We start from the raw sequence: 22,984 nt of genomic DNA on the forward strand, positions 1-22,984 counted from the left end.
GTCCACCCGCAGGTCGTCCTGCGCGGCGGGCATCAGGCCGGCAGCCCGAACAGGCGGGCGCCGTTGTCGTGCAGCACCGCGCGCAGCCAGTCGTCGCCGAGGCCGAGCCGGGCGAGCGCGGCGAGCTGGTGGGCGTAGGGGTACGGGATCGACGGGAAGTCGCTGCCCAGGAGCACCCTGTCCCGCAGCGCGCCCAGCCGCGGCCGCAGCGCGGGGTCGAAGGGCATCAGCCGCTCGGTGAAGTCGGTGGCGAACATCGTGGTGTCCAGGTGCACCCGCTCGTACCGCTCGGCGAGGTCGAGGAACTCCCGGTACTCGGGCATGCCGAGGTGGGCGATCACCAGCTGCAGGCGCGGGTGCCGCTCGAGCAGCCCGGCCATGGGCGCCGGCCCGGTGTGCTCGCCGCGCAGCGGACCGGAGCCGCAGTGGATGACCACCGGCGTCCCGGTCTCCTCCAGCCGCGTCCACACCGGGTCGAGCAGGGCGTCGCGCGGGTCGAAGGAGCCCACCTGCACGTGCACCTTGAACACCCGCACGCCGGCGTCGAGCGCCTCGGCGACGTAGTGCGGCGCCTCCGGCTCGGGGAAGAACGTAGCCGAGCGCAGCACCTGCGGGTGCGCTGCGGCGAAGCCGGCCGACCAGTCGTTGAGCCACGCCGCCATGCCCGCCTTGTGCGGGTACGGCAGCGTCGGGAACGCCCGGACGCCGAGCCGCGCCAGGACGGCGAGCCGCTCGTCCTCGGGCAGCGGGTACGCCACCGGCCACTCGGCGCCGTAGTGCGTCCGCGCCGCCTCGAAGTACGCCCACACCTTCGCCTGCACGCGCGGCGGCAGGAAGTGCACGTGGACGTCGACCAGGCCGGGCAGCCCGAGTGCGCGCCAGAACCGCGGGACGTCGTCGTCGTCGACCGGCGGCGGGACGCTCATGCTCCGCTGCTCATCGCAGGGTGACGACGACCTTGCCGCGCACGTGCCCGCCGGCGACCAGGTCGTGGGCCTCGGCGGTGCGCTCCAGCGGGAAGGCCTTGGCGATCGCCACGCGCAGCTGTCCGGCGTCGGCCATCCGGCCGAGCTCCTCGAGGTCGTGCCGCTCGGGCCGGACGAACACGTACCGCCCGCCCATCTCGTTGACCGCCGGGTCGACGACGCTCGCGACCCGGGCGACGTCGCGCACCTGCTGCGGCGCGTCGGCGAGCGCGTCGCCGCCGTTGAGGTCGAGGACGGCGTCGACCGGCTCGGACAGCTGCGCGCTGACCGGCCCGGCGGAGTAGTCGAGCACCTCGGCGACGCCGGCGTCGCGGAGGAAGCCGTGGTTGCGCGGGCTCGCGGTGCCGATGACGTGCGCGCCGAGCGCGACGGCGATCTGCACGGCGAAGAACCCGACGCCGCCGGCCGCGCGGTGCACCAGCACCCGGTCGCCCTCGCCGACGTCGAGCGCCTCGGTGAGCGCCTGGTAGGCGGTGAGACCGGCCAGCGGCAGCGCCCCCGCCTCGGCGAACGACAGCGACTCCGGCTTGCGCGCGAGGCAGCGCTGCGGCGCCGGGACGAGCTCTGCCGCCGTCCCCCACTGGACGTCGTCGCGGCGCAGGTAGCCGAACACCCCGTCGCCGGGCGCGAGGTCGTGGATCGCCGGGCCGACCGCCTCCACGGTCCCGGCGAGGTCCCAGCCGGGCACGATCGGGAAGCGGTGCGGGAAGAACCCGGACAGGTGCCCCTCGCGGATGCCGACGTCGACCGGGTTCACGCCCGCGGCGTGGGTGCGGACGAGCACCGTGTCCGGCCCGACGGGCGGCTCGGGGAGGTCGTCGCGCAGCTCCAGGACCTCGGAGCCCCCGAAGCGGTCGTAGGCGATCCCCCTCACCGCATGCCCCTCAACGACGTCCCTTCACGTAGCGGCCGAAGGCCTTCTGGATCTCGCGGCGCGAGTCGCGCTCGGCGAGGTCGTGGCGCTTGTCGTAGGACTTCTTGCCCTTGGCCAGCGCGAGCGTGGCCTTGACCTTGCCGTCCTTGAAGTACAGGTCCAGCGGCACGAGCGTCAGGCCGCCCTCGCGGGTCTTGCCGATCAGCTTGTCGATCTCCTCGCGGTGCATGAGCACCTTGCGCTTGCGCCGCGGGGCGTGGTTGGTCCAGGTCCCCTGCGTGTACTCGGGGATGTGCACGTGCTGGAGCCACACCTCGCCGTCGTCGACGGTGGCGAAGCCGTCGACCAGCGACGCCCGGCCGGCGCGGAGGCTCTTCACCTCGGTGCCGGTGAGCACCAGGCCGACCTCGAACGTGTCGAGGATCGAGTAGTCGTGCCGCGCCTTCTTGTTCTGGGCGATGAACTTGCGCCCCTGTTCCCGCGGCATGTCCCCAGGTTACTGCCGCACCCCGGCGGCCGTGATCTCCCGGCGGAGCTGGGCGACGGTGGGCGCCTGCACCGGCAGGAAGGCCGCCTCGCGCACCCGGCGGGCGGTGTCGCTGCCGGCCCGGTAGCCCTCTCCCCCGGCCACCGAGCACTCCAGCCGCACCGCCTCGGCGGCCACGTCCATCGCGGCCAGCCGCAGCCGGGCGAGGTCGCCGGGCGCGAGGCCCACCCGGTCGCCGGCCAGGTCCTCGGTGCGCCGGGCGACGTCGTCGCGCTGGTCGGAGAGGTCCTGGGCGTCGCGCCGCAGCAGCGCGCCGGGCACCAGGTGGGTGTCGACGGCGGCGAGCGCGGCGTCGGCCAGGCCGAGGGCGAGCGCGGTCTGCATGAGCAGCATCGCCGGGCGGCAGGTGCCGAGGAACGCGGCCAGGTCGTCGGTGAGCACCCGGTCCGGCCCGACCGCGACCCCGTCGAGGTGCAGGCCGCCGGCGCCGGTGCCGTTGAGGCCGAGCAGGTCGTAGGGCCCCTCGGGCGTGACGCCGGGGTCGGTGCGGCGGAAGAGCACCACGAGCCGGCCCTCGTCGGACGTGCGCGCCGGGGCGACGACGACGGCGTCGTCGAAGAGGTTCGACGCCCACGCGACCGTGCCGGTGAGCCGCCAGCCGGCGCCGTCGCGGGTGGCGGTGACCGGGATCGTGCCGGTGCCGGCGAGGTCGGCGATCGCCGGGGCGAGCGCGGTCGCGCCGGTCACCTCGGCGGTGCGCAGCGCCGCGGACAGGCCGTCGTCGGGGAGCCGGGCGGCGCGCAGGTACTCCACGACCATGCGCTGCGACCAGGCCGAGAAGGCGGTGGCGAGGCTGACCGCGGCCACCTCGCGCACCAGCCGCACGGCGGCCAGCAGCCCCGTCGTCGGGTCCTCGCCGTCGTCGCCGAAGGCGCCCACCGCGCCCAGCCTGCGCAGGGCGGCACGGACGTCGGCCCGCCCGCTGTCGACGTCGCCTGCCGGGGCCACCTCGTCGGTCGTCATGCCCCGGTCCTACCCCGGCCTCCCGCGCCGCGCGCGGCGATGTCGGACCCGGCGTGGGGCCCGGAGGGCTCTCGACGGGTTCGACGGGCGGGCTCCACGCGACCGGGGACGGCACGTGGTGGCGGTGTCGGCCGGGAGGCCGACGATGTCAGAGCCGGACGTAGAGGCGCAGCGTCACGTAGGCCGCGATGCCGGCCAGGCCGACGCCGGCCGCGGCGATGATCGGGCTGATCGTGGCGATCGCGCCCCAGTCGACCGGCGGGATGATGCCGGCCTTGATCGGGCCGGCCAGCGTCTTGTCGACGAAGAGCACCTTCGCCAGCACGAGGCCGCCGACGGCGAGCAGCGCACCGATCAGGCCGGCCAGCGCCGCCTCGAGGATGAACGGCAGCTGGGTGTACCAGCGCGAGGCGCCGACCAGCCGCATGATGTTCGTCTCGTTGCGCCGGTTGAACGCCGCCAGCTGGATCGTGTTGGAGATCAGCAGCAGCGCCGCCAGCGCCTGCACCACCGCGACGGCGATGGTGGCGTTGCGGGCGCCGTTGAGCAGGCTGAACAGGCGGTCGAGGAAGTCGCCCTCGTCGCGCACCTGGTCGACGCCGTTCTGCCCGTTCGGGAACTCCGCGGCGATGACCTCGTAGCGCTCGGGGTTCACCAGCTCCACGCGGAAGCTCTCCGGCAGCGCGTCCGGCGGGGTGTTCTCGACCAGCTCGGGCTGCTGGGAGAACTGCTGCCGGAAGCGCTCGTAGGCCTCCTCCTTCGACTCGTAGAGGAAGGTGGCGACCTCCGGCGAGTCGGTCAGCTGGGTCTCGATCGCGGTCCGCTGCTCGTCGGTGACGTCGTCGGCCAGGAAGATGGAGACCTGCACCTTGTCGTAGTAGATCTCCTTCATGTCGGAGATCATCCCGGCGATGAGCAGGCCGGTCCCCATGAGACCGAGCGAGATGGCCGTGGTCAGGATCATCGCGACCGTCATGGTCAGGTTGCGACGCAGCCCGGTGGCCACCTCGGAGAGGACGAAGTTGACGCGCATGGGTTCCCTTGCGTGAGGTGCAGGTGAGGGTTCGGACCGTCAGCGGCCGACGCCGTAGACGCCGCGCGACTGGTCTCGGGTGATCTGGCCCCCGTTGAGCTCGATCACGCGACGGCGCATCGAGTCGACGATGTGGTAGTCGTGGGTCGCCATGATCACCGTGGTGCCGGTGCGGTTGATCCGCTCCAGCAGCAGCATGATCCCCTCGCTGGTCTCCGGGTCGAGGTTGCCGGTGGGCTCGTCGGCGAGCAGCACCAGCGGCCGGTTGACGAACGCGCGGGCGATCGCGACCCGCTGCTGCTCACCACCGGAGAGCTCGTGGGGCAGGCGGGAGGCCTTGCCGTCGAGGCCGACCATCTCCAGCACCTCGGGGACGACGCGCTTGATGGTGCGGTGCGGCTTGTTGATGACCTCGAGGGCGAACGCCACGTTCTCGGCCACCGTGCGGTTGCGCAGCAGGCGGAAGTCCTGGAAGACGCAGCCCATCGTGCGGCGCAGCTTCGGCACCTGCCACTTGCTCATGCCGTTGAGGGTCTTGCCGTTGACCGTCACCGTGCCGCGGGTCGGGTCGTCCTCCTTGAGCAGCAGCCGGAGGAAGGTCGACTTGCCGGAGCCCGAGGAGCCGATCAGGAAGACGAACTCGCCCTTGTCGATCTCCGTCGACACGTCATCGAGGGCCGGCCGAGCGCTGGCCGGGTAGAGCTTGGTGACGTGTTGCAATTCGATCACGAGGGGCCACGGTACCTGCCCGGGACCGCACCATGAGCGGTTCGCGGCGAGACGCACCCGGCGCGTTGCGCGAATCCGCCGCACTACCCCGGGGGTGCGCCCGCCGAACCCCCGTCGACTGTGACGGGGTCCGACGCCGTCAGGACGCCGGGACGCTCTCCTGCTGGCGGCGCCAGCGGATGCCGGCCTCGATGAACGAGTCGATGTCGCCGTCGAGGACCGCCGTCGTGTTGCCGGTCTCCTGCTCGGTCCGCAGGTCCTTGACCATCTGGTACGGGTGCAGCACGTAGGAGCGCATCTGGTTGCCCCAGCTGGAGCCCTCGCCCTTGAGCGCGTCCATCTCCGCGCGCTGCTCGGCCTGGCGGACCGCGAGCAGCCGCGCCTGCAGCACCCGCAGGGCCGCGGCGCGGTTCTGGATCTGGCTCTTCTCGTTCTGGCAGGACACCACGATGCCGGTGGGCAGGTGGGTGATCCGGACGGCGGAGTCGGTGGTGTTCACGCTCTGCCCGCCGGGGCCCGAGGACCGGAAGACGTCGATGCGGATCTCGTTCTCCGGGATGTCGACGTGGTCGGTCTGCTCGACGACCGGCAGCACCTCGACGCCGGCGAACGACGTCTGGCGGCGGCCCTGGTTGTCGAACGGCGAGATGCGCACGAGCCGGTGGGTGCCCTGCTCGACCGACAGGGTGCCGTAGGCGTAGGGCTGCTTGACGGCGAAGGTGGCCGACTTGATGCCGGCCTCCTCGGCGTAGGAGGTGTCGTAGACCTCGATCGGGTAGCGGTGGCGCTCGGCCCAGCGCAGGTACATCCGCATGAGCATCTCGGCGAAGTCGGCCGCGTCGACGCCGCCGGCCTCCGAGCGGATGGTCACCAGCGCCTCGCGGGAGTCGTACTCGCCGTTGAGCAGCGTGCGGACCTCGAGCTCGTCGATCTCGGTGCGCAGGGCGGCCAGCTCGCGCTCGGCCTCGGCGGCGGTGGCCTCGTCGGACTCCTCCTGCGCCATCTCGTGCAGCACGCCGACGTCGTCGAGCCGGCGGCGCAGCTCCTCGACGCGGCGCAGGTCGCCCTGCAGGTAGGACAGCTTCGAGGTCAGCGCCTGGGCGGCCTCGACGTCGTTCCACAGGTCCGGCGCGGCGGCCTGCTGCTCGAGCTCGGAGACCTCGCGGCGGAGCTTGTCGACGTCGAGGACGGACTCGATGCTGGAGAGGGTCGTGTCGAGTTCGTCGAGGACGACGGAGAAGTCTGCGGCCACGTCGATCCAGGGTAGTGCGCCGCGGGGTCAGCCGGTCGGTTCGCCCATCCAGCCGGGCACGGCGCCGGGCGGGCGCGGGTAGGCGCGCAGCTCGGCGGCGACCGCCCCGGGCGGCAGCGGCGGTCCGGGCGGGGCGGCCTCGGCGTTGAAGATCGGCACCAGCCGGCCGCTGGCCAGGTCGAGGACCATCTCGGTCTGCAGCCAGGTGCCGCGCTCCGGCGTCCACATGGCGCGCTTGAGCTCCTCGGCCGCGCGGCGCACGGCGGCGGGCACGGGCAGCTCCTCCCCCGTGCCCGGCTCAGCGGTGAGCTGGTCACGGCGGACGTCGCCGACGACGACGGCGCGGTAGCGCAGCCGGGCGGCGCCGGCCGGCGCGGCGGCCCGGAGGGCGGCGCCGAGGTCGCGCAGGACGGCGGTCGAGTCGCGGGCGGGCGGCGTCATCCGGCCATCCTCACCCGGCCGTCCTCGCAGCGGCCGGGCCGGGTGGCCGGGGGCGGCACCGGGTACCCCCGCTCCCATGAGCGAGCCGCGGCGCAGGTTGACCCGCGAGGACTACGAGCGGGGGCTGCCCGACCACCACGACCCGACGGCGGGGCTGCTCGGCGCGGCCCCGGCGCAGTCGGCGCTGACCCTGCGGCTGGTGCTGGCGGCGTTCGGCCTGGTCGTCTGCGTGGTGTCCGGGGTCCTGTGGCTGCGCACCGACCTGCCCGCGTGGCCGGCGGTGCTGCTGTTCGTCCTCGGCGCGGTGGCGCTGGTGGACCTGGCCGTCGTCGCCCGGCGGAAGCTGCGCGGCGAGCCCGGCTGAGACTCAGCGCGCGGCCACCCCACCCGGCTCGCGGGTCTCGGCCACCACCCAGCGCAGGTAGTCGTCGTTGCCGCCGGACACCGGCAGCGCGAGCACGCACGGGACGTCGTAGGGGTGCAGCTCCGCGGTGCGCGCGACCAGCTCGGGGACGAGGGCCGCGCGGGTGTGCAGGGTGACGCGCGCCTCCGGCTCGTCGTGCACCGCGCCCTGCCAGCGGTAGACCGAGCGGATGGCGGCGAGCTGGTGCCCGCAGGCGGCGAGCCGCTCCTCGACCACGGTGCGCGTGTAGCCGGCCAGCCAGCCGGCGTCCGGTCCGGTGACCACCACCTCGACGACGTCCACCGGCCCATCCTGGGTGCGTGCCGCGGGCCGCGCCGGGTAGGGGCCGCGCATGAGCGACGACCTGACGATCCAGATCGACGGCGAGACCTACGTGGTCCGGCAGGGCGGCGAGGGGCTGCAGATCGGCCGCCGCAACGGCGACGACGTGGCCTGGCTCGACGACGTCGACCCCGCGCTGCTGCCCGAGGACGCCCGGGCCGCGCTAGCCGAGGGCGACATGGGCAACGAGGCGCTGCGCACCGCGATCGGCGGGATCGTGCAGGCCGAGGTCGAGCGCGGCGGCTGACCCGCGGCGGGGACGGCCGCCGCGGCGGCAGCGGCGGCGGCCGTCCCCTCCCTCAGCGGTACACGTACGGCGCGAGCGCCGGCTCCTCCGGGACGTCGGGCGCGTTGCCGTCCGAGTTCGTGGCGTAGGCGAGGAACCCGGCGTAGGTGGGCCCGAAGGTGAGCGGGTCGACGCCGGGCTGGAACGGCTGCAGGCAGGTGCCGAGCGGGATGCGCGAGCGCACCGCCGGCCCGTCGTGGGTGAGCGCGTCGAGGGCGATCGCGTAGCCGACCGGGTCGTGGCTGCCGATGGCGAAGTGGTCGGCCGCGTTGGCCGGGCAGACCTCCTGCGTGGCGATGTTGGCGACCGCGCCGTCGCCGGTGCGCAGCGCGGAGCTCGCGATGCCCGGGGTGTTGGGGACGACGACCTCGTCGAGCGCCGTGTAGGCCACGGTGTAGTCGACGCCGGCGAAGGTCTCCGCGCCGCTGTTCAGCGCGGCGAGGAACGCCGAGCCCGCGGCCTGCTGGTGGAAGGCCGGGTTGCAGTCGCCGCAGGTCACCTCCGACAGCGCGGTGCCGTGGTTGGACGGCGAGAGGCCGACGAGGTCGTCGACGAGAGCGCGGGTGTCGGGCCAGAAGCGCAGCGCCCAGCGCGGCACCATCCCGCCCTGGCTCCAGCCGACGACGTCGACGTCGCGGCGCGACTGCTGCGCCATCGTGCGGATCGCGTGCACGACGTGCTCGCCGGCCACCTGGATGTCGCCGGTGGCGTCGAAGGGCAGCGTCACGGTGCACCACCGCAGACCACGCTGATCGAAGGCGCGGGCGTAGTTCCAGTCGAAGCCCACGTGCGGGTCCATCGTGGTGCCGGGCACCAGCAGGACCGGGTCCTGCGTGACGCCGCGCAGCGGGCCGTTGCAGTCGAGGCTCGCGTTGAGGGCGTCGCGCGGCACCGACAGCCGCGGCCCGGGCCGGTCGAGCGGGGCGAACGCGCCGGTGTCGGCGGTCGCGGGCGCCGGGGCGGCGCCGGCGGTGCCGCTCCCGAGCAGGACGGCGGCGGTGGCGCCGGTGAGGGCCGCGGTCAGGGCGGCCAGCAGTCGGGACCTCGTCATCGCGGGTCGCGTCTCCTCGCGGTCGGGCGCCCGCGTCGTCGGGGGCGCTCGTGCAACACAACGACCGAGTGTGCCTGGGGATGTGCTCCGCGCCACCCGGGCTAGGTTCGCCGGCGTGACCACCCCGGTGGAGGACGGGACCCTGCGCGGCGAGGACTGGTGGGGCGAGGACCTCTCCGGCCGGTCGTTCGTACGCTGCACGCTGCTGGGCGTCGACCTGTCGGAGACGACGTCGGTGGGCGCCACGTTCGAGGACTGCTCGTTCACCGACTGCCGGCTGTCGGCCGGGCGGCACGAGGCCTCGGCGTTCCGCGGCTGCCGGTTCACCGCGTGCTCGTTCACCACCGCCGAGTTCACCGACTGCGCGGTGCTCGGCAGCGTCTTCTCCTCCTGCTCGCTGCGGCCGCTGCGGGTGAGCGGCGGCGACTGGTCGTTCGTGTCGCTGGTCGACGCCGACCTGCGGGGCACTCAGTTCACGGGCGTGCGGCTGCGCGAGGCCGACCTCCGTGGCGCCGACCTCACCGGCGCCACGGTGACCGACTGCGACCTGTCGGCCGCCGCCCTCGACGGCAGCCGCTGGTCGGGTGCCGACCTGCGCGGCAGCGACCTGGCCGCCTTCGACCCGCGGGAGGTGCCCCTCGACGGCGCCCGGATCCGCGCCGAGCAGGCGGTGGTGCTGGCGCAGGCGCTCGGCCTGACGATCGGCTGAGCCGCCGGGGCCTCCCGCGGGAGTCCGCGCGCCGCTAGCGTGCCGCGCGCTCCCGTCCCGGATGGAGGACCCGTGACCCGACCGACGGTCGCCTCGCGCCTGCGCGGGCGCGCCGCCCTCGACCCGCGCGACCGCGCCGACGCGAAGCGGGGCGGACCGGACGCCGACCTCACCGCCTTCGCGCACGCTCGCGGGCTCGAGCCGCTGGGCAGCCTGAACCCCAGCGGGTACGCCGCGGCGCTGCCGATGGAGCCGGAGCTGCAGTCGAACGTGGTGCGCGGGACGGTCGGCGGCCGGGACGTCGTCCTGTGGCACTGGCGCTTCCCGTGGCCGCTGGACGACGACGGCCCGTTGGGCCCCTGGGCGTTCTACGGCGTCGTGTCGAGGTACCGGTCGAGCGTCCGCTCCTGGTTCACCGGGGACGACGAGGAGCAGTACGTCGGCGTGCCGTGCACCGGCGTGGCCACGCTGACGCCGGAGGCCGGGCTGCTGCCGGCGTTCACCGTGCGCTGCGGCCCGGGCACCCGGACGGCGTCGCGGCGGGCGGTGCCGCTCGGCTCGACCGGAGCGGTGCTCGACGCGGAGCGGCCGCTGCCCGACGGCGTCGTCGACGCGCTGGCCCGCGGCCCGCTCCCCGCGGTGGTGCGCGCCGGCGCCCGCAACGCCTTCTTCGAGGTGGCCTACCGCTTCGGCACCGTGGTGCTGCGGCGCAACGGCTACGTCACCGACGAGCGCGACCTCGACGCGCTGCTGCGGATGGCCGTCGACGCCGGCGACGCGCTGGCCGCCGCCTGCCGCCCGCTGGCCCGACCGCAGCCGGCCGAGCAGCCGCTGCCGCCTCCGGGCGCACAGCCCCTGCCGCCCGAGCTCGTGCCGCCGGCGGCCCAGGCCGGCGCCCTCGCCGCGCTCACCGCGCACTTCCGGCTCACGCCGGAGGACCCGCGCGCCTACACCGCCGCCTTCCCGGCCAACCCGGTGCCGGGCACCGCGTTCGCGGTCCTGCGCGGCGCCCTGCCCGGCCTGCCGCCCACCACCCGGCTGGCGCTGCACACCGAGGCGCCGGTGCCGCGGCTCAACACCGGCCGGACGGCGCTGGTGCTCCCCGCGGGCGACGCCGCGCCGACCCCGCCCGGCGGCGTCCGGCTCGACGTGCCCGGCGCCCGGCTGCGGCTCGCGGTGCACGGCGGGCTCTGGACCTGCTCGGTCCTGCGCTGGCGGCCGCTGGACCTCGGCGACGTCGACCTGCTGCTCGCCTGCGGCGCCGAGCAGGCCCGCACGACCGGCGCGCTGCCCTCCTGACCAGGGACCTCCGACCCTCCGGGAGCACCCGCGGCCGCCCTAGCGTGGCGGCACAGGCGCACCCCCGGGAGTCGTCATGACCGCACCCGTCGACCATCCGCCCACCGAGCAGCCGGCCGGCCAGGAGCCGCCGCCCCGCCCCGCGGAGAAGCGCGGCATCGAGGACCGCAGCTGGCTGCTGTTCGCCGCCGTCGTCCTCTTCATCGCACTCGCCTTCATCGGGATGGTCGTGCTCACCGCCCTCGGCGGCGGCACCACCTACGTGCGCTGAGCCGCCTTCGGCGAGCCGGGTCCCGACGGCACCCACGGGCCGCCGGGCGGCCCTACCCTGCCGCGCGTGAGCGACCGCACCCCGCCCGGCGACCCCTCCGGCCGGCCGCTGCCGCCGCGGCTCGACCCGCGCGCGGGCCGCTCCGCCCGGCACGCGGCGCCGGCCTCCCCGGCGCAGCCGCGGGTCCGCTCGCACCGCGGGGTCGTCGTCGCCCGGGTGGTGGCCGCGCTGCTGTCGGTGGTGTTGCTCGCCGGCAGCGGGTGGGGCTGGTACCTCGGCCAGGTGGCCGAGGCCGGGGTCAACCGCACCGACGCCATCCCCGACGACGGCAACGCCGACTCCGGGGACGCGCCGGAGGCGATGAACCTGCTGCTGGTGGGCAACGACAGCCGCGCGGACCTGACGCCCGAGCAGCTCGCGGAGCTCAGCGCCGGCGTGGACTCCGGCGTCAACACCGACACGATGATCCTGGTGCACCTGCCGGCCGACGGGTCGAGCGCGTCGTTCGTCTCCTTCCCCCGCGACTCCTACGTCGAGATCCCCGGCTACGGCACCGACAAGCTCAACGCGGCCTATGCGTACGGGTACTCGGAGGTCGACGAGTCGGCGCCGCTGGCCGAGCGGCAGGCGGGCGGCGCGCAGCTGCTCATCCAGACGATCAGCCAGCTCAGCGGGCTGCGCATCGACCACTACGCCGAGGTGGACCTGCTCGGCTTCTTCGAGCTGACCAGCGTGATCGGCGGCGTCGAGGTGAACCTCTGCTACGCCGTCGACGACTCGCAGTACTCCGGCGCGGTGTTCCCGGCCGGCGAGCAGACGATCTCCGGTGTCGACGCGCTGCGGTTCGTCCGGCAGCGGCACGGCGTGCGGCCGGACGGCACCGACGCGCTCCCCCGCGGCGACCTCGACCGGATCGTGCGCCAGCAGGTGTTCCTGAGCGGGGTGCTGCGCAAGCTCCTGTCGCAGGACGTGCTGCTCGACCTCGGCACGCAGCGCCGGCTGGTGCAGGCGGCGTCGGAGTCGCTGACCGTCGACCAGGACCTCGACCTGCTGGACCTCGCCGCGCAGATGCAGGGGGTGACGGCGGGCAGCATCGACTTCCAGACCGTGCCGATCGAGAACCCGGACGCCCGGGACGAGAACGGCAGCTCGATCGTGGAGCTCGCCGACGACGCCACGCTGCGCGCCTTCTTCGCCGACCTGTCGGCCGAGCCGGAGGCGCCCGCCGGCGAGGCCCCGGCGCCGGACCCGGTGGAGCCGTCGGAGGTGTCGGTGGCGGTCTACAACGGCTCGGGCATCGGCGGGCTGGCCGCGTCGGCCACCGCGGCGCTCGAGGCGGCGGGCTTCCCCGTCGTCTCCACCGGCAACGCCGACTCCAGCGACTACGACCGCACGGTGATCCGGCACGCCGCCGGCGACGAGGCGCTCGCCGCCACCCTCGCCGCGCAGGTGCCGGGGGCGGTGACGGAGGTGGCCGACGACGCGACCGCGGGCACCGTGCAGCTCATCCTGGGCGCGGACTTCACCGCGATCGGGCAGCCGACGGAGCCGACGACGTCCGCGCCCGCGGAGGACGCCGGGCCCGCCCGCACCGCCGACGACACGAGCTGCATCAACTGACCGCGGTCAGTCCAGCTGCCATCCGGCCAGCGCCTCGGCGAAGGGGGTGACGAACCAGGCCGCGGCGGCCACGCACCCCAGGACGACGGCGGTGTGGGCAGCCGTGACGCTCCACGCCCGGCGCGTCCCCGCCCACACCGACGCGAAGCCGGAGGCGAAGGCCACGCACACGAGCGTGGCCGGCGCGAACGCCATCGACAGGACCCCGAACAGGTGCAGCCAGCCGCCGACGTACGGGACCGTGGCCGGCCACAGGTCCTTGGGGTCGTGGTGGCCGATGGCGACGTCGGCGAGCGGGAACCGGTCGAGGCCGTTGACGAAGTACGGCAGCACCACGAGCGCCGCGTAGACGGCCACCCCGGCCAGGGCGACGACGCCCAGCCACACCGCCCCGCGCACCGTGGTCACGGCCCCTCCCCCGTCGTGGTCCGACGCCAGTGTGGCGCGCCGGCGGGACGGTGTCCCGGCCCTGGAGACCGGGACACCGCCGATCAGGTCACTCCGGGTTGAGAACGGCGCAGACCCTGTCGAGGTCGTCGGACGCGGACTCGCTGGGCTCGTGCAGGACCTCGCCGGTGTCCGGGTCGATCTTGAGGACGCCGCGGAAGTCGAACGGCACCTGACCGATGATTGACAGGACCAGCGTGCCGTCGGGCTCACGACGCAGGAGGTCCGCGCCGACGTCCCGGAACCGGACGGTGTTGTCACCCGCCGTGGCGGTGAGGCTGACGTTGACCGTCGTCAGGACGAGCGGTCCCGTGCCCTTGCGGTCGAAGGTCCGGGTCGCCACCTGACCGACGGCCCGGGTGGTGACGTCCACGCCGCACTCCTCGCTTAGGAACTCGTCGGAGAAGGTGTCGTCGAACTGGACCCGCTCGATCGTCGGGGGCGCCGCCAGGGCCGGCGCCGCGAGACCGAGCAGGACTGCACCGGCGCCGACGGTGACGGCGGCCAGGCGTGCGGCGGAGTGGGACATGACGACCTCCCGTGACCCCCGGGCCGGCGGGTCCGGCCCGCAGGGACCGGACTGTGGCCCTCCGGCACGGTCCCGGACGGGAACCCCCGCGTTCCGGACCTGTCGAGCGGCGCGCCGTCGCCCGCCTCAGCGGTCGACGTAGCGGTCGGTCTCGACGACGAACTGGCCGGTCGCGGTGTTGGCGTCGATCCACTCCGGCAGCAGCGGGATCCGCACGGTCACCGTGGCGCAGACGGAGAACTCCTCCCCCGGGACCAACGTCGGCGTCCACCCGCCCGCCGAGCCGCAGTCCCCGCCCGCCGGCACGAAGGCCAGCCGCACGTCGGTGGCGTCCACGGACTGGTCGGCCACCGCCAGCTGTGCCGCCCGCTCCGCCCGTGCCAGCCCGGAGCCGAGATCGGGCGCGGTGGCCAGCGCTCGGCCGGCCTCCCGCGCGGCCGCCGTCGCGGCGAACACCCCGCGCTGCACCGCCGAGAACCCGGCCACCACGTAGACCAGCGGCACGAACACCACCAGCGCGACGAAGACGAACTCCACCAGCGCCGACCCGCGCTCGCCCTCCACCTGCCCGAGCCGGGCGCGCAGCCACCTCACGCCGCCTCCTCCACCGCCCGGCCGGTGACGTCCAGCGGCAGCAGGTCGCCCAGCCCGGCCAGCAGCGTCGGCACCGCGCCACGGCAGCGCACGGTGACCAGCACGAGGCCGGTGGCGTCGACCTCCTCGGCCGCGGTGCACACCAGCCCCTCGGCGGTGCCGTTCGACGTCGCCCGGGCCACCGCCTCCAGCGTGCGGCCGGTGGCGGCCGTCGCCGGCACGTCGGCGTTCGCCCCGTACCGGGCGCCGTCCTGCGCGCTGGCGGTCACCACGTTGCGCACGTGCACGTAGACGGCCACCTGCAGCACCGCGAGCAGCAGCACGACGACGAGCACCGACACCAGCACGAAGTCGACGACGGCGCTCCCGCGCTCGGGGTCGTCCCGCTCAGCCACCGGCCGTGACGGAGGCGAGCGCGTTCTGCACCGCCGCCACGATCGCCTCGCGGAACGGCACCAGGATGGCCAGCACGAGCGCCGCCGTCATCACCGTGATCATCACCCAGCCGGGGACGTCGCCCCGCTCGGGATCACCGCCGCTGCGCAGCCGTGCGGCCAGGGCCGCCGTGAGCGCGAGAAGCCAGGCCCATGCCCGCATCCGTCGTCCTCCTCCGTTGTGCACCGGCGCTCAGCGCGCCAGCGAGACGATGCTGATCAGCCCCGGGAACAGGGCGAACAGGACGGTGACCGGCAGCACCAGGAAGACGACCGGCACCATCATGGCGATCTCCTTGCGGCCGCCGGCCTCCAGCAGCCGGCGCTTGCCGGCCTCCCGGACGTCGGCGGCCTGGGCGCGCAGCACCTCCGCGAGCGGGGTGCCGCGCTCGATGGCCACGAGCAGGCCGTCCACGAACCGCGCCAGGGCGTCGACCGACGTCCGGTCGGCCACCTCCTGCAGCGCCTGCACCAGCGGGACGCCGGCGCGGGCCCGGCCGAGCGCCCCGCCGAGCTCGCGGGCCAGCTCGCCGCCCGACAGCCGGGTGACCCGGGCGATGGCCGCCGTCGGGCTCTCCCCCGCCGTCACCGCGAGCGCCAGCAGCTCCGCGACGACGGGGAACTCCGCGAGCAGCAGCTCCTCGCGCCGGCGGACCTGCTGGGTGAGCCACCAGTCGCGGCCGAGCACCCCGCCGAGCAGGCCGGCCGGGCACAGCAGCGCCACCGACAGCACGTTGACGCTGCCGGCCACCAGCGCGCCGGTCCCCGCGAGCAGGGCCGCGCCGAGCAGGCCGATCCCGCCCCACACGACCTGCTCGACGCGCAGGTCCTCCACCGTCTGCTCGGCGCCCAGCGCGTCCAGACGACGGCGCACGGCGGACCGGCCGCCGAGCACGCGGTCGACGAACCGGGCGCCGTCGACCACCAGCGGGCCGAACACCCGGCGGACGGCGACGAGCAGCCCCGGCTCGGTCGCCGTCCCGAGCAGCCGCGACGGCGGCGGGGCGTCGTGCACGTAGGGCGCGAGGCGGTCGACCAGCCGCACCGCGCGGAACGGCGGCGCGAAGGTGACGGCCAGCAGCAGCCCGACGGCAGCCGCGAGCCCGAGCAGCATCCCGGTCAGCGACGCGCTCACTGGAGCACCCGCACGTCCTGCGGCAGCCGCCCGATCCGCAGCATCAGCCGGTAGGCGACGAGGCAGACCGCCCCGCCGCCGACGAGCAGCGCCGTCCCCGCCGGGCTGTCGTAGGCGGCCAGCGTCGTCGACTGGGTGGCGAGCAACAGCAGGACCACCCACGGCGCCCCGACCGCCAGCCGCGCCGCCTGCGCCACCCAGCCCTGCCGGGTCTCGAGCTCCGCGCGGGCGCGGGCATCCTCGCGCAGGAAGGTCGCCAGCGTCCGCAGCACCCGGCCGAGGTCGGAGCCGCCCACCTCGCGGGCCACCCGCAGCGTCTCGACGATGCGGTCGCCCACCGGGTCGGCGAGGTCGGCCTTGAGCCGGTCGAGGCCGTCGCCGAACCGGCCGCTGGAGCGGTGGTCGGCGGCGAACCGGGCGAACTGCGGGCGCAGCACCTCGGGCCCGCGGACGGCGAGCGCCGACAGGGCCTCCGGCAGCGAGAGCCCGGCGCGCACGGCGGACGCCAGGTTGTCGACCACCTCCGGCCACACCTCGCGCAGGTCGGCGCGGCGGCGGGCGGCCAGCCGGCGCACCTGCACGTGCGGGAGTGCGGCCGCGAACACCCCGAAGGCGACGCTGACGCTGACCGTGCCGGTGGTCAGCAGCACGACGACGGTGGCCAGGACCCCGAGCAGGACCTGCAGCGCCACCAGCTGCGCCGGGTTGATCCCGGTCAGCCCGGCCTCGGCGAGCAGGCGGGCCCGCCGTCCGGGCGGGCGCGGCGTGGCCGGCCGCCGCGGTGCCCGCGGCCCGCTGCGCCAGACGAGCAGCAACCCCACGCCGAGCAGCAGGCCGAGGAGCGCGCCGGTCACCGGCGGGCCTCCAGCAGCGCGGGCAGGTCGAACCCGGCGGCGGCGAAGCGCTCCGCGTGCGGCGGGAAGCCCTCGGCGCGCACCAGCCGGCCCTCCCGGGTGGTGAAGACGTCGGCCAGCTCGACGACGCCGCCCTCGGCCCGCCCCGGCACCGCGACGACCTCGCGCACCCGCCGCTGACCCGACGCCTCGGTGGCCACGTGCACCACCAGGTCGACGCTGGCGGCCACCGTGGGGACGACGAACGCGTGGCCGATGTTGTCGCCGGCCAGCAGGGGCAGCGTGCACATCTTCACCACCGCCTCGCGGGCGCTGTTGGCGTGCAGCGTGCACATGCCGGGCAACCCGGAGTTGAGCGCGATGAGCAGGTCGAGGCACTCCTCCTGCCGCACCTCGCCGACGACGATCCGCGAGGGCCGCATCCGCAGCGCCTCCTTGACCAGCCGCCGCAGCGGGATCTCCCCGGCGCCCTCGAGGTTGGGCTGGCGCGTCTGCATGGCGACGACGTCGGGCAGCGGCACGCGGAGCTCGAACACCTCCTCGCAGGTGATCACCCGCTCGCGTGCCGGGACCGCGGCGACCAGGCAGTTGAGCAGCGTCGTCTTGCCCGCCTGGGTGCCGCCCGAGACCAGCACGTTGAGGCCCGAGGCGACGGCGGCCTCGAGGAACCGGGCCGCCTGCGCGGTGAGCGTCCCGGTGGCCACCAGCTCGTCGAGCGAGTGCGCCTGCAGCACGAACTTGCGGATGTTGACCGCCATGTGGCGCCGCGTGATGTCCGGGATGACGCGCTCCCTGTCTCTTTCCGCAGGTCAGCGGAGGTATGCGACCCCCTCAGTCCGCACGGAGTCCGCAGATGGCGCGAATGCCGCGTCGACAGCCGCACGGGTCCGGGTGTCCGCGTCGGGCCACAGGTGCGAGTAAGTCCGCAGGGTTTCCGTCTCGTCCGCATGGCCCAGGACGTGTGCCACGGTCTTCACCGACTCCCCGTAGCGGATCAGCGCCGAGGCGGTGAAGTGCCGCAGGTCGTGGAACCGCGCGGTCGGGAGGCCGGCGCGCTTGCGGAGCGGCTGCCACACCGAGTTGTTGAAAGTGTTGGCCCAGATCGAGCCGCCGGTGCGCGACCGGAAGACGAGGTCGTCCGGTCCGGCCGGGAAGCCCGCCAGGTGCTCGGCCAGCGCCGAGGCCACCACATCGGCCAGTGGCACCGTGCGGATACTTCCGCGGGTCTTCGGCGGTGCGAGCTTCGGCGGCGCCCCCGGAACCAGCGTCAGCTGCTCGACGACGTCCAGCTCCCGCTCGAGGAACCGGACCCTGCTCACCTTGAGGCCCAGTGCCTCGCCGAGCCGGAGACCACAGCCGGCGCCCAGGACGACGAGGGCGCGGTAGCGGTCGGGCGCGGCGTCGACCAAGGTTACGACCTGCTCGACCGTCAAGGGGACGACCTTCTCCCGGTGCGGCCGAGGCGGGACGGTGTCCCGGCACGGCGACTTGACGAGGAACCCGTCCTCGACGGCGTCGGCGAAAATGCCGGCCAAGAGCGCCATCATCTGACGACTGGTCGTCGGCGACAGTTTCGCCTCGATCCCGCGACGGAACGCGAGCACCTGAGTTCGCGTGACTGCCGACAGCCGCTTGTCCCCGAACGCGGGCAGCAGGTGATTCCGCAGATAGGAGTCATAGGCCCGGCGGGAGGAGTCCCGTAGCGGCTGCGCCGGCAGCCAAGTCTCAACATAGGCACGGAAGGTGCTCCGGCCCCTCTTCGGGTCAACCCAGTCACCGCGCACCAACGCCGCGGTCTGCTCGTCGAGCCACCGCTGGGCGTCGACCTTGCGTTTGAAGTGGCGGGCGTGCTCCTTGCCGTTCTCGTCCCGGTACCGCGGCCGGTATGTGCCGTCAGGCCGCCTCGCGATCGACGCCACCGCTCATCGCCTCCCTGGTCTTGAATCTGGCCATGGCCAGCGCAGTCTCGGCTCGTCTGCTGACCCGAACGCTGACACCGCGAATGGGACTTGTCTTCCGGCTCCCGTCTCCCTGGGGATTCACCGAGGCATCCCCAGGCCCGCGTCGCGATGTAGTGCGAGCCGTCGGACGTCCTCCGGGCGCGGCGGCCGGACGCCCAGCTGCGGTGGCGCCGACGGGGAGGCAGGTGTCCGGGTGGTGGCGAGCTCGGCGTCGTGGCGGGCCTGCCAGTGCTCACGCTCACTGGCTACCTGGTCGGCCGGCTGGGCGAGGAGCGCCGGCTCGGCCATCAGGCACGCGATGCGATCTCGGACGGCGGCCAGTTCGGTGTGATCGGCGGCGATGTCCCGGTCGGTGTCGGCCAGCCGCTCCGCCGGGTCGAGAGTCCAGGCGAGAGATCCGAAGCGGGCGAGCCGATCCTCGTGCTGGCGGCGGGCTGCGGCCACCGCGGCCCCGGCGTGCCAATGGGCCTTCTGGGCGGTGGCTGCGGCCGCGCGCAACTGAGCGTGCTCCGGGTGGGCGTGTTCGGCGTGACCGCGGGCGTAGGAGTCGAAGGCGGTCCACAGCCGCGGTCGGTCGTCGGACCGGTCGGCCAGGCGCGCGATCTGCTGCGAGTCTGTGGGCATCGCCGGCAGGTAGGGCCGCCAGGCGTCCGCCCAGTCGACCAGCTGCTCGCCGGCCCGGTTCACCGCCGCCCGCCGAAGCCGGAGCCGTCCAGGGCCGTCGAGCACGAACTGCGCGGCCTGGCGGGCGGTGTCACGCCCAGTGTCCCAGCTGTCGAGGAGCGTGTCGCGGATCCGGTCGGTCTCGGCGGTGACGGCCGCCCGGCTGGCGTCGGCCCGCGCGGTGGCGTGGCGGGCGTCGATTCCCGTCTCCTCGTACCGGGCTTCCAGCGCGGTGAGCTGGTTGGCGTGGGCGGACTCGAGGGCGACGATCTCGCGCAGCGCGTCCCGGCGCGGCAGGTCGTGGACGAGCCGATCCAGGCAGCGCTGCTCGGCCGTCCACGCAGAGTGCAGGTCGGCGAGCGCCTGGTTCAGCGGTCGGGGCTGGGCGTAGCGGGTGGCGTCGGCGGCGGCCAGCTCCGCGGCGTGGGCGGGGCCGAGATCGGCGCGGTCGCGGGCGAAGACGGCGAGCCACTGCTCCCGCGCTCCGTCAGGGTCGGTGGCGACGAGGTGGGCGGTGTTGGCGGTACGGCCGCGGGTCATCCCGACGTAGGCCGCGGCCGCTCCGGTGTCCTCGCCTACCACCAGGTGCCCGGCGGTCACGGTCTCCCCCTGCACCCCGTGGGCGGTGGTCGCGTAGGCCAGTTCCACGTTCGCGGTGACGTAGTCGGCGGGCAGCACCCGCGCCCCTGTCCCGGCCAGGGTGCTGGCGGGGGTGACAGGGGCGGACACGCCGCCGGCGGGGGTGACGTGCGCTGTGCCGTCGGTGGTGACGAGCAGCCCGCCCCGCTGGCCGACGGCGGCGACGATCCACACGTCGCGGTTTGCGACATGGAGGTCGCGGTCGTTGCGGCGGGTGGCGATCCGGTCGCCGGCGCCTATCCGCTCCCCGGCCCCGGTGACGACCACGCGCCGGTCGTCGACCCGGCCGTCGGCGACGAGTCGGTCGCGGATGGCGGCGTTGAGGGTGGCGGCTTGCTCGCGGGTGGCGACCACCACGGCTACGCGCTCGCCCGCGGTGTAGTGCTCGGCCGCGGCGGCGGCGGCGAGCGCCTCCCGCAGCGCCTCGGAATCGGGGTGCAGCCGGATCTGCCCGCGGGCCAGCAGCGCGTCGAACACCTTGCCGGGGTTCTCACCCGAGCGCATCGCCAGCGTCAGGTCGGCGTAGTCGCTGTCCGGTGCCGTGGCGCCGGTGGCGTCGGTGCAGGTGAAGCGGTGCACCCCGACCAGGGTCAGGTGCTCGGCCGGGGCGACCTGGGCCGCGGCGAGGTCCAGGACGCCACCGCGGCCGACCGCCGCGAGCTGATGCCGGTCACCGAGCAGCGCGAGGTGCGCCCGGCACTCGTCGGCGATCGTCAGCAGGGCCCGGGCGGTGTCCTGATCCAGCATGCCGGCCTCGTCCACGACCAAGAGGTCACCGGCCCGCAGCCGCGCCCCGTCGGCCGGTCCGGCGTAGGCACGGCCGGTGACCGGGTCGGTGTGGCCGAGGGCGAGGCGGCCCCAAGCGCCGTCGTCATTCCAGCGCCAGCCGTACTCGAAGACCAGCCGGGCCGCCGACCCGGCGACCGCGCCGACCTCCGCGGCGGCCACCTGGGCCGCCTTCAGCGTCGGGGTGACGACCACCAGCCGGCGCCCCTGCTGGTCGAGCAGGGTTCTGGTGGCGGCCAGGGTGGTGGTCTTGCCGGCGCCGGCCGCCCCCTCGATCACGACCAGGGCCCGTGGGCCGACCAGCGCAGCGACCGCCGCGGCCTGCCCGCCATCCAGCCGCGAGGCAACGCCGGCGACGTCGACCGGCGGCGTCGGATCGATGTCCGGGACGCCGGCCGGGCGCCCGGTGGCGCGGGCGGCCAACCGGGCGGTGAGGTCGGCCTCGACGGCGAGGACCGGTCCTGAGGTCCAGGCCCGGATGTGCTCGGGCACCCCATCGGCAGGGCTGTGGCGGTCCAGAAGCGGCACGGAGCGGTCCATCGCGCGGGCGGTGAGGTCCTCGGCGAGCTCGATGCGCACCGCCGGGTCGGTGACGATGCCTGCGGCGGCGAGCAGCTGTTCGACCTCCCCGCGCACGTCGGCGGCGTTCCACGCCGAGCGGGCGGCGGCCAGCCGGGCCAGGACCCGGCCCACGACCTGCTCCCGGTCCAGGCCGCCGACCGGGGCGGGTGTCAGGCCGGTGGGAACATTCCGGTCTCGGTAGCCCAGGGCGACCAGCTCGGCCAGCCACCGTGCCGTGAGGTCCTCCCCCGGCTGCGGCCTCACCTTGTCCGGGCGGCCCTGCGCCCACGCTCTGGCGTCCCAGGAGCGGCGCAACACCGGGCCGGGCTGTTCCCCGGGATGCGCTGCGGCCCATTCTCGTTCGTAGGTGTCAATGTTCCTGGTGATCTGCGCGGCTCGCGCGCTGAAGGCGCCCACGTAATTCGCCAGTTGCCGTATCTCGCCACCGGCATCCAATGCATACCCGTGGGCGGCGAGCGCGGCCCGGAATTGCGGATCGCAGGCGACCGCGGCGTGCCCGATACCGTTGATTGCGGCGAGGGAATCGCGGACGCCGACGGTGTGCAGTCCGCGCCATTTCCCGGCCGCGAACACCCGGGCGTTGATCTGCAGGTGCAGATGGCGGTGCGGGTCCCCGGCCCGCGACGTGTAGTGCGCCACCGTCACCGCCTCGGCCACCTCGACCGGCACCTGCACCTGCCCGCCCCGCGGACCGACCCGGGTGGTGGCGTGCTGCCCCAGCCAGCCGATGATCTGCTCGGCCGCCCGAGACTGGGCCGCGTCATACGCCGTTGCAATGTCCGGATGCAGCGCGGCGGCCAGCGACCACGTCTTCGGGCCGTTGACCACCACCTCGACGAACCGCACCGCATGCCCGTCACCGCGCAGCTGCCCCCGCGGCTCCCCGGTCGCAGGGTCACAGCCGGCCACCCACGTCTCGTAGGCGTCGCCGGTCAGCGGTGACAGCTCGCTCACCCGCCCCTCGGTGACGGCGAACCGGCGGGCCACACCGGCGCCCTCGGTGAGGTAGTAGTCATCCGCCCGGCCGCGGTCAGCCTCCACGTACTGCCGGGCAGCCGCCGGCGCACCGGCGTAGATCTTCATCCCGCCGTGCATTCTCAACGCCACCCGACAAAGACCAACGAGTCACCCCTGAAAACGGCGATGGGCCCCGCGAAGCGGGGCCCGAACTTCTTCCCGAAGGTAGCATGCGTGCCGCTTGTCAGTGGAGCCTTTCAAAGGAGAGGAGAAATCTTGCTCACCATTGGCTGTTCGATCGAGCTGATCAGGTAAGTGGATAACGATGGCGACGGTTGAATGGACAGACCCTCGGCACTTCTATCGAAGGTGCGATTGCACGGCATGAACTCCGGGTTCGGAGTTGCCGCAGCCTGCGGCGGCTGCGTCGTGCCCCAGGGCGGTCGACGGGTTGAGGCGCCGTGCTGCGCGGCGAGCTCGCTCGGGGTCTCGCCGGTGTAGCGGGCGACGTCACGGGTGAGGTGGCTCTGGTCGGCGTGTCCGTGCCGGACCGCGGTCGACGTACCGGTGACCGAAGGGGCATCGCGGTGAAGTTGG

At 74.6% G+C, this 22,984-nt stretch carries 26 protein-coding genes; 6 read left to right on the forward strand and 20 right to left on the reverse strand.

Annotated features, from left to right (window positions below; all coding sequences use genetic code 11):
* Positions 1 to 32: 32 nt before the first annotated feature.
* The 8 genes from WA616_RS09365 to WA616_RS09400 all read right to left on the reverse strand — a co-directional run bounded on the left by WA616_RS09365 (position 33) and on the right by WA616_RS09400 (position 6,825).
* Entirely contained in the window at positions 33 to 926 is an 894-nt protein-coding gene (locus WA616_RS09365; protein ID WP_336029152.1) for an amidohydrolase family protein, read from the reverse strand.
* A gap of 10 nt (positions 927 to 936) precedes the next feature.
* Positions 937 to 1,860 carry an NADP-dependent oxidoreductase gene (locus WA616_RS09370; protein WP_336029155.1) on the reverse strand — a complete coding sequence of 308 codons (924 nt, stop codon included), beginning with the start codon at positions 1,858 to 1,860 and terminating at the stop codon, positions 937 to 939.
* Between the two features lie 10 nt (positions 1,861 to 1,870).
* Positions 1,871 to 2,347, reverse strand: a complete 477-nt coding sequence (gene smpB / locus WA616_RS09375) for an SsrA-binding protein SmpB (RefSeq protein ID WP_073418869.1) — start codon at positions 2,345 to 2,347, stop codon at positions 1,871 to 1,873.
* Positions 2,348 to 2,356: 9 nt separating this feature from the next.
* The gene (locus tag WA616_RS09380) at positions 2,357 to 3,370 is read right to left on the reverse strand and encodes an acyl-CoA dehydrogenase family protein (protein ID WP_336029159.1); all 1,014 of its coding nucleotides are present in this window, start codon (positions 3,368 to 3,370) and stop codon (positions 2,357 to 2,359) included.
* Between the two features lie 148 nt (positions 3,371 to 3,518).
* Entirely contained in the window at positions 3,519 to 4,403 is an 885-nt protein-coding gene (gene ftsX, locus WA616_RS09385) for a permease-like cell division protein FtsX (RefSeq protein WP_073418865.1), read from the reverse strand.
* A gap of 39 nt (positions 4,404 to 4,442) precedes the next feature.
* Entirely contained in the window at positions 4,443 to 5,132 is a 690-nt protein-coding gene (gene ftsE, locus WA616_RS09390) for a cell division ATP-binding protein FtsE (RefSeq protein ID WP_073418863.1), read from the reverse strand.
* A gap of 139 nt (positions 5,133 to 5,271) precedes the next feature.
* The gene (gene prfB, locus WA616_RS09395) at positions 5,272 to 6,384 is read right to left on the reverse strand and encodes a peptide chain release factor 2 (RefSeq protein WP_073418861.1); all 1,113 of its coding nucleotides are present in this window, start codon (positions 6,382 to 6,384) and stop codon (positions 5,272 to 5,274) included.
* A 27-nt stretch (positions 6,385 to 6,411) separates the two neighbouring features.
* Positions 6,412 to 6,825: a hypothetical protein gene (locus WA616_RS09400; RefSeq protein ID WP_073418859.1), complete on the reverse strand. Its 414-nt coding sequence runs from the start codon at positions 6,823 to 6,825 to the stop codon at positions 6,412 to 6,414.
* Between the two features lie 76 nt (positions 6,826 to 6,901).
* On the opposite strand from WA616_RS09400, the gene WA616_RS09405 reads away from it, so the two are divergent.
* Positions 6,902 to 7,189, forward strand: coding sequence for a DUF6343 family protein (locus WA616_RS09405; RefSeq protein ID WP_336029163.1), 288 nt, complete (start codon positions 6,902 to 6,904; stop codon positions 7,187 to 7,189).
* Positions 7,190 to 7,192: 3 nt separating this feature from the next.
* Here WA616_RS09405 and cutA read toward each other — a convergent pair whose 3' ends face one another.
* Complete coding sequence (gene cutA / locus WA616_RS09410; RefSeq protein WP_336029165.1) at positions 7,193 to 7,531, reverse strand: divalent-cation tolerance protein CutA; 339 nt, start codon at positions 7,529 to 7,531, stop codon at positions 7,193 to 7,195.
* 49 nt (positions 7,532 to 7,580) lie between these two features.
* Here cutA and WA616_RS09415 point away from each other — a divergent pair, with 49 nt between their 5' ends.
* A complete protein-coding gene (locus tag WA616_RS09415; protein WP_336029167.1) occupies positions 7,581 to 7,817 on the forward strand; it encodes a hypothetical protein in 237 nt (78 codons plus the stop codon).
* A 52-nt stretch (positions 7,818 to 7,869) separates the two neighbouring features.
* Here WA616_RS09415 and WA616_RS09420 read toward each other — a convergent pair whose 3' ends face one another.
* Positions 7,870 to 8,907 carry an esterase/lipase family protein gene (locus WA616_RS09420; RefSeq protein ID WP_336029170.1) on the reverse strand — a complete coding sequence of 346 codons (1,038 nt, stop codon included), beginning with the start codon at positions 8,905 to 8,907 and terminating at the stop codon, positions 7,870 to 7,872.
* A gap of 115 nt (positions 8,908 to 9,022) precedes the next feature.
* Between WA616_RS09420 and WA616_RS09425 the strand changes: the two genes are divergently transcribed.
* From WA616_RS09425 to WA616_RS09440, 4 genes are all read left to right on the forward strand, one after another.
* The gene (locus WA616_RS09425; RefSeq protein WP_336029171.1) at positions 9,023 to 9,616 is read left to right on the forward strand and encodes a pentapeptide repeat-containing protein; all 594 of its coding nucleotides are present in this window, start codon (positions 9,023 to 9,025) and stop codon (positions 9,614 to 9,616) included.
* Between the two features lie 72 nt (positions 9,617 to 9,688).
* Positions 9,689 to 10,915, forward strand: a complete 1,227-nt coding sequence (locus WA616_RS09430) for a hypothetical protein (RefSeq protein ID WP_336029172.1) — start codon at positions 9,689 to 9,691, stop codon at positions 10,913 to 10,915.
* Between the two features lie 76 nt (positions 10,916 to 10,991).
* Complete coding sequence (locus tag WA616_RS09435) at positions 10,992 to 11,186, forward strand: hypothetical protein (RefSeq protein ID WP_336029173.1); 195 nt, start codon at positions 10,992 to 10,994, stop codon at positions 11,184 to 11,186.
* 66 nt (positions 11,187 to 11,252) lie between these two features.
* On the forward strand, positions 11,253 to 12,806 hold the full coding sequence (locus WA616_RS09440; protein WP_336029175.1) for an LCP family protein: 1,554 nt from the start codon (positions 11,253 to 11,255) through the stop codon (positions 12,804 to 12,806).
* A 6-nt stretch (positions 12,807 to 12,812) separates the two neighbouring features.
* On the opposite strand, the gene WA616_RS09445 is transcribed toward WA616_RS09440, so the two are convergent.
* The 10 genes from WA616_RS09445 to mobF all read right to left on the reverse strand — a co-directional run bounded on the left by WA616_RS09445 (position 12,813) and on the right by mobF (position 22,513).
* Positions 12,813 to 13,214: a hypothetical protein gene (locus WA616_RS09445; RefSeq protein ID WP_336029177.1), complete on the reverse strand. Its 402-nt coding sequence runs from the start codon at positions 13,212 to 13,214 to the stop codon at positions 12,813 to 12,815.
* Between the two features lie 88 nt (positions 13,215 to 13,302).
* Complete coding sequence (locus WA616_RS09450; RefSeq protein WP_336029179.1) at positions 13,303 to 13,782, reverse strand: hypothetical protein; 480 nt, start codon at positions 13,780 to 13,782, stop codon at positions 13,303 to 13,305.
* Positions 13,783 to 13,908: 126 nt separating this feature from the next.
* Positions 13,909 to 14,376 (reverse strand): hypothetical protein, encoded by a 468-nt coding sequence (locus tag WA616_RS09455; protein ID WP_336029181.1) that lies wholly within the window; start codon positions 14,374 to 14,376, stop codon positions 13,909 to 13,911.
* Positions 14,373 to 14,771, reverse strand: a complete 399-nt coding sequence (locus WA616_RS09460; protein WP_336029184.1) for a TadE/TadG family type IV pilus assembly protein — start codon at positions 14,769 to 14,771, stop codon at positions 14,373 to 14,375. The genes WA616_RS09455 and WA616_RS09460 overlap by 4 nt, the downstream gene beginning before the upstream one ends.
* The gene (locus WA616_RS09465; protein ID WP_336029187.1) at positions 14,764 to 14,973 is read right to left on the reverse strand and encodes a hypothetical protein; all 210 of its coding nucleotides are present in this window, start codon (positions 14,971 to 14,973) and stop codon (positions 14,764 to 14,766) included. The genes WA616_RS09460 and WA616_RS09465 overlap by 8 nt, the downstream gene beginning before the upstream one ends.
* A 30-nt stretch (positions 14,974 to 15,003) precedes the next feature.
* The gene (locus WA616_RS09470; RefSeq protein ID WP_336029189.1) at positions 15,004 to 15,945 is read right to left on the reverse strand and encodes a type II secretion system F family protein; all 942 of its coding nucleotides are present in this window, start codon (positions 15,943 to 15,945) and stop codon (positions 15,004 to 15,006) included.
* Positions 15,942 to 16,799 carry a type II secretion system F family protein gene (locus WA616_RS09475; RefSeq protein WP_336029191.1) on the reverse strand — a complete coding sequence of 286 codons (858 nt, stop codon included), beginning with the start codon at positions 16,797 to 16,799 and terminating at the stop codon, positions 15,942 to 15,944. The genes WA616_RS09470 and WA616_RS09475 overlap by 4 nt, the downstream gene beginning before the upstream one ends.
* Positions 16,796 to 17,557, reverse strand: coding sequence for a CpaF family protein (locus WA616_RS09480; RefSeq protein ID WP_442901987.1), 762 nt, complete (start codon positions 17,555 to 17,557; stop codon positions 16,796 to 16,798). Before WA616_RS09480 ends, WA616_RS09475 begins: the two co-directional genes overlap by 4 nt.
* Positions 17,558 to 17,608: 51 nt before the next feature.
* Positions 17,609 to 18,718 carry a tyrosine-type recombinase/integrase gene (locus WA616_RS09485; RefSeq protein ID WP_336029192.1) on the reverse strand — a complete coding sequence of 370 codons (1,110 nt, stop codon included), beginning with the start codon at positions 18,716 to 18,718 and terminating at the stop codon, positions 17,609 to 17,611.
* 120 nt (positions 18,719 to 18,838) lie between these two features.
* Positions 18,839 to 22,513: a MobF family relaxase gene (mobF, locus tag WA616_RS09490; RefSeq protein ID WP_336029194.1), complete on the reverse strand. Its 3,675-nt coding sequence runs from the start codon at positions 22,511 to 22,513 to the stop codon at positions 18,839 to 18,841.
* Positions 22,514 to 22,984 lie beyond the last annotated feature (471 nt).

It is taken from the genome of Geodermatophilus sp. FMUSA9-8 (genome assembly GCF_037034165.1).
Taxonomy (GTDB): Bacteria; Actinomycetota; Actinomycetes; order Mycobacteriales; family Geodermatophilaceae; genus Geodermatophilus; species Geodermatophilus nigrescens.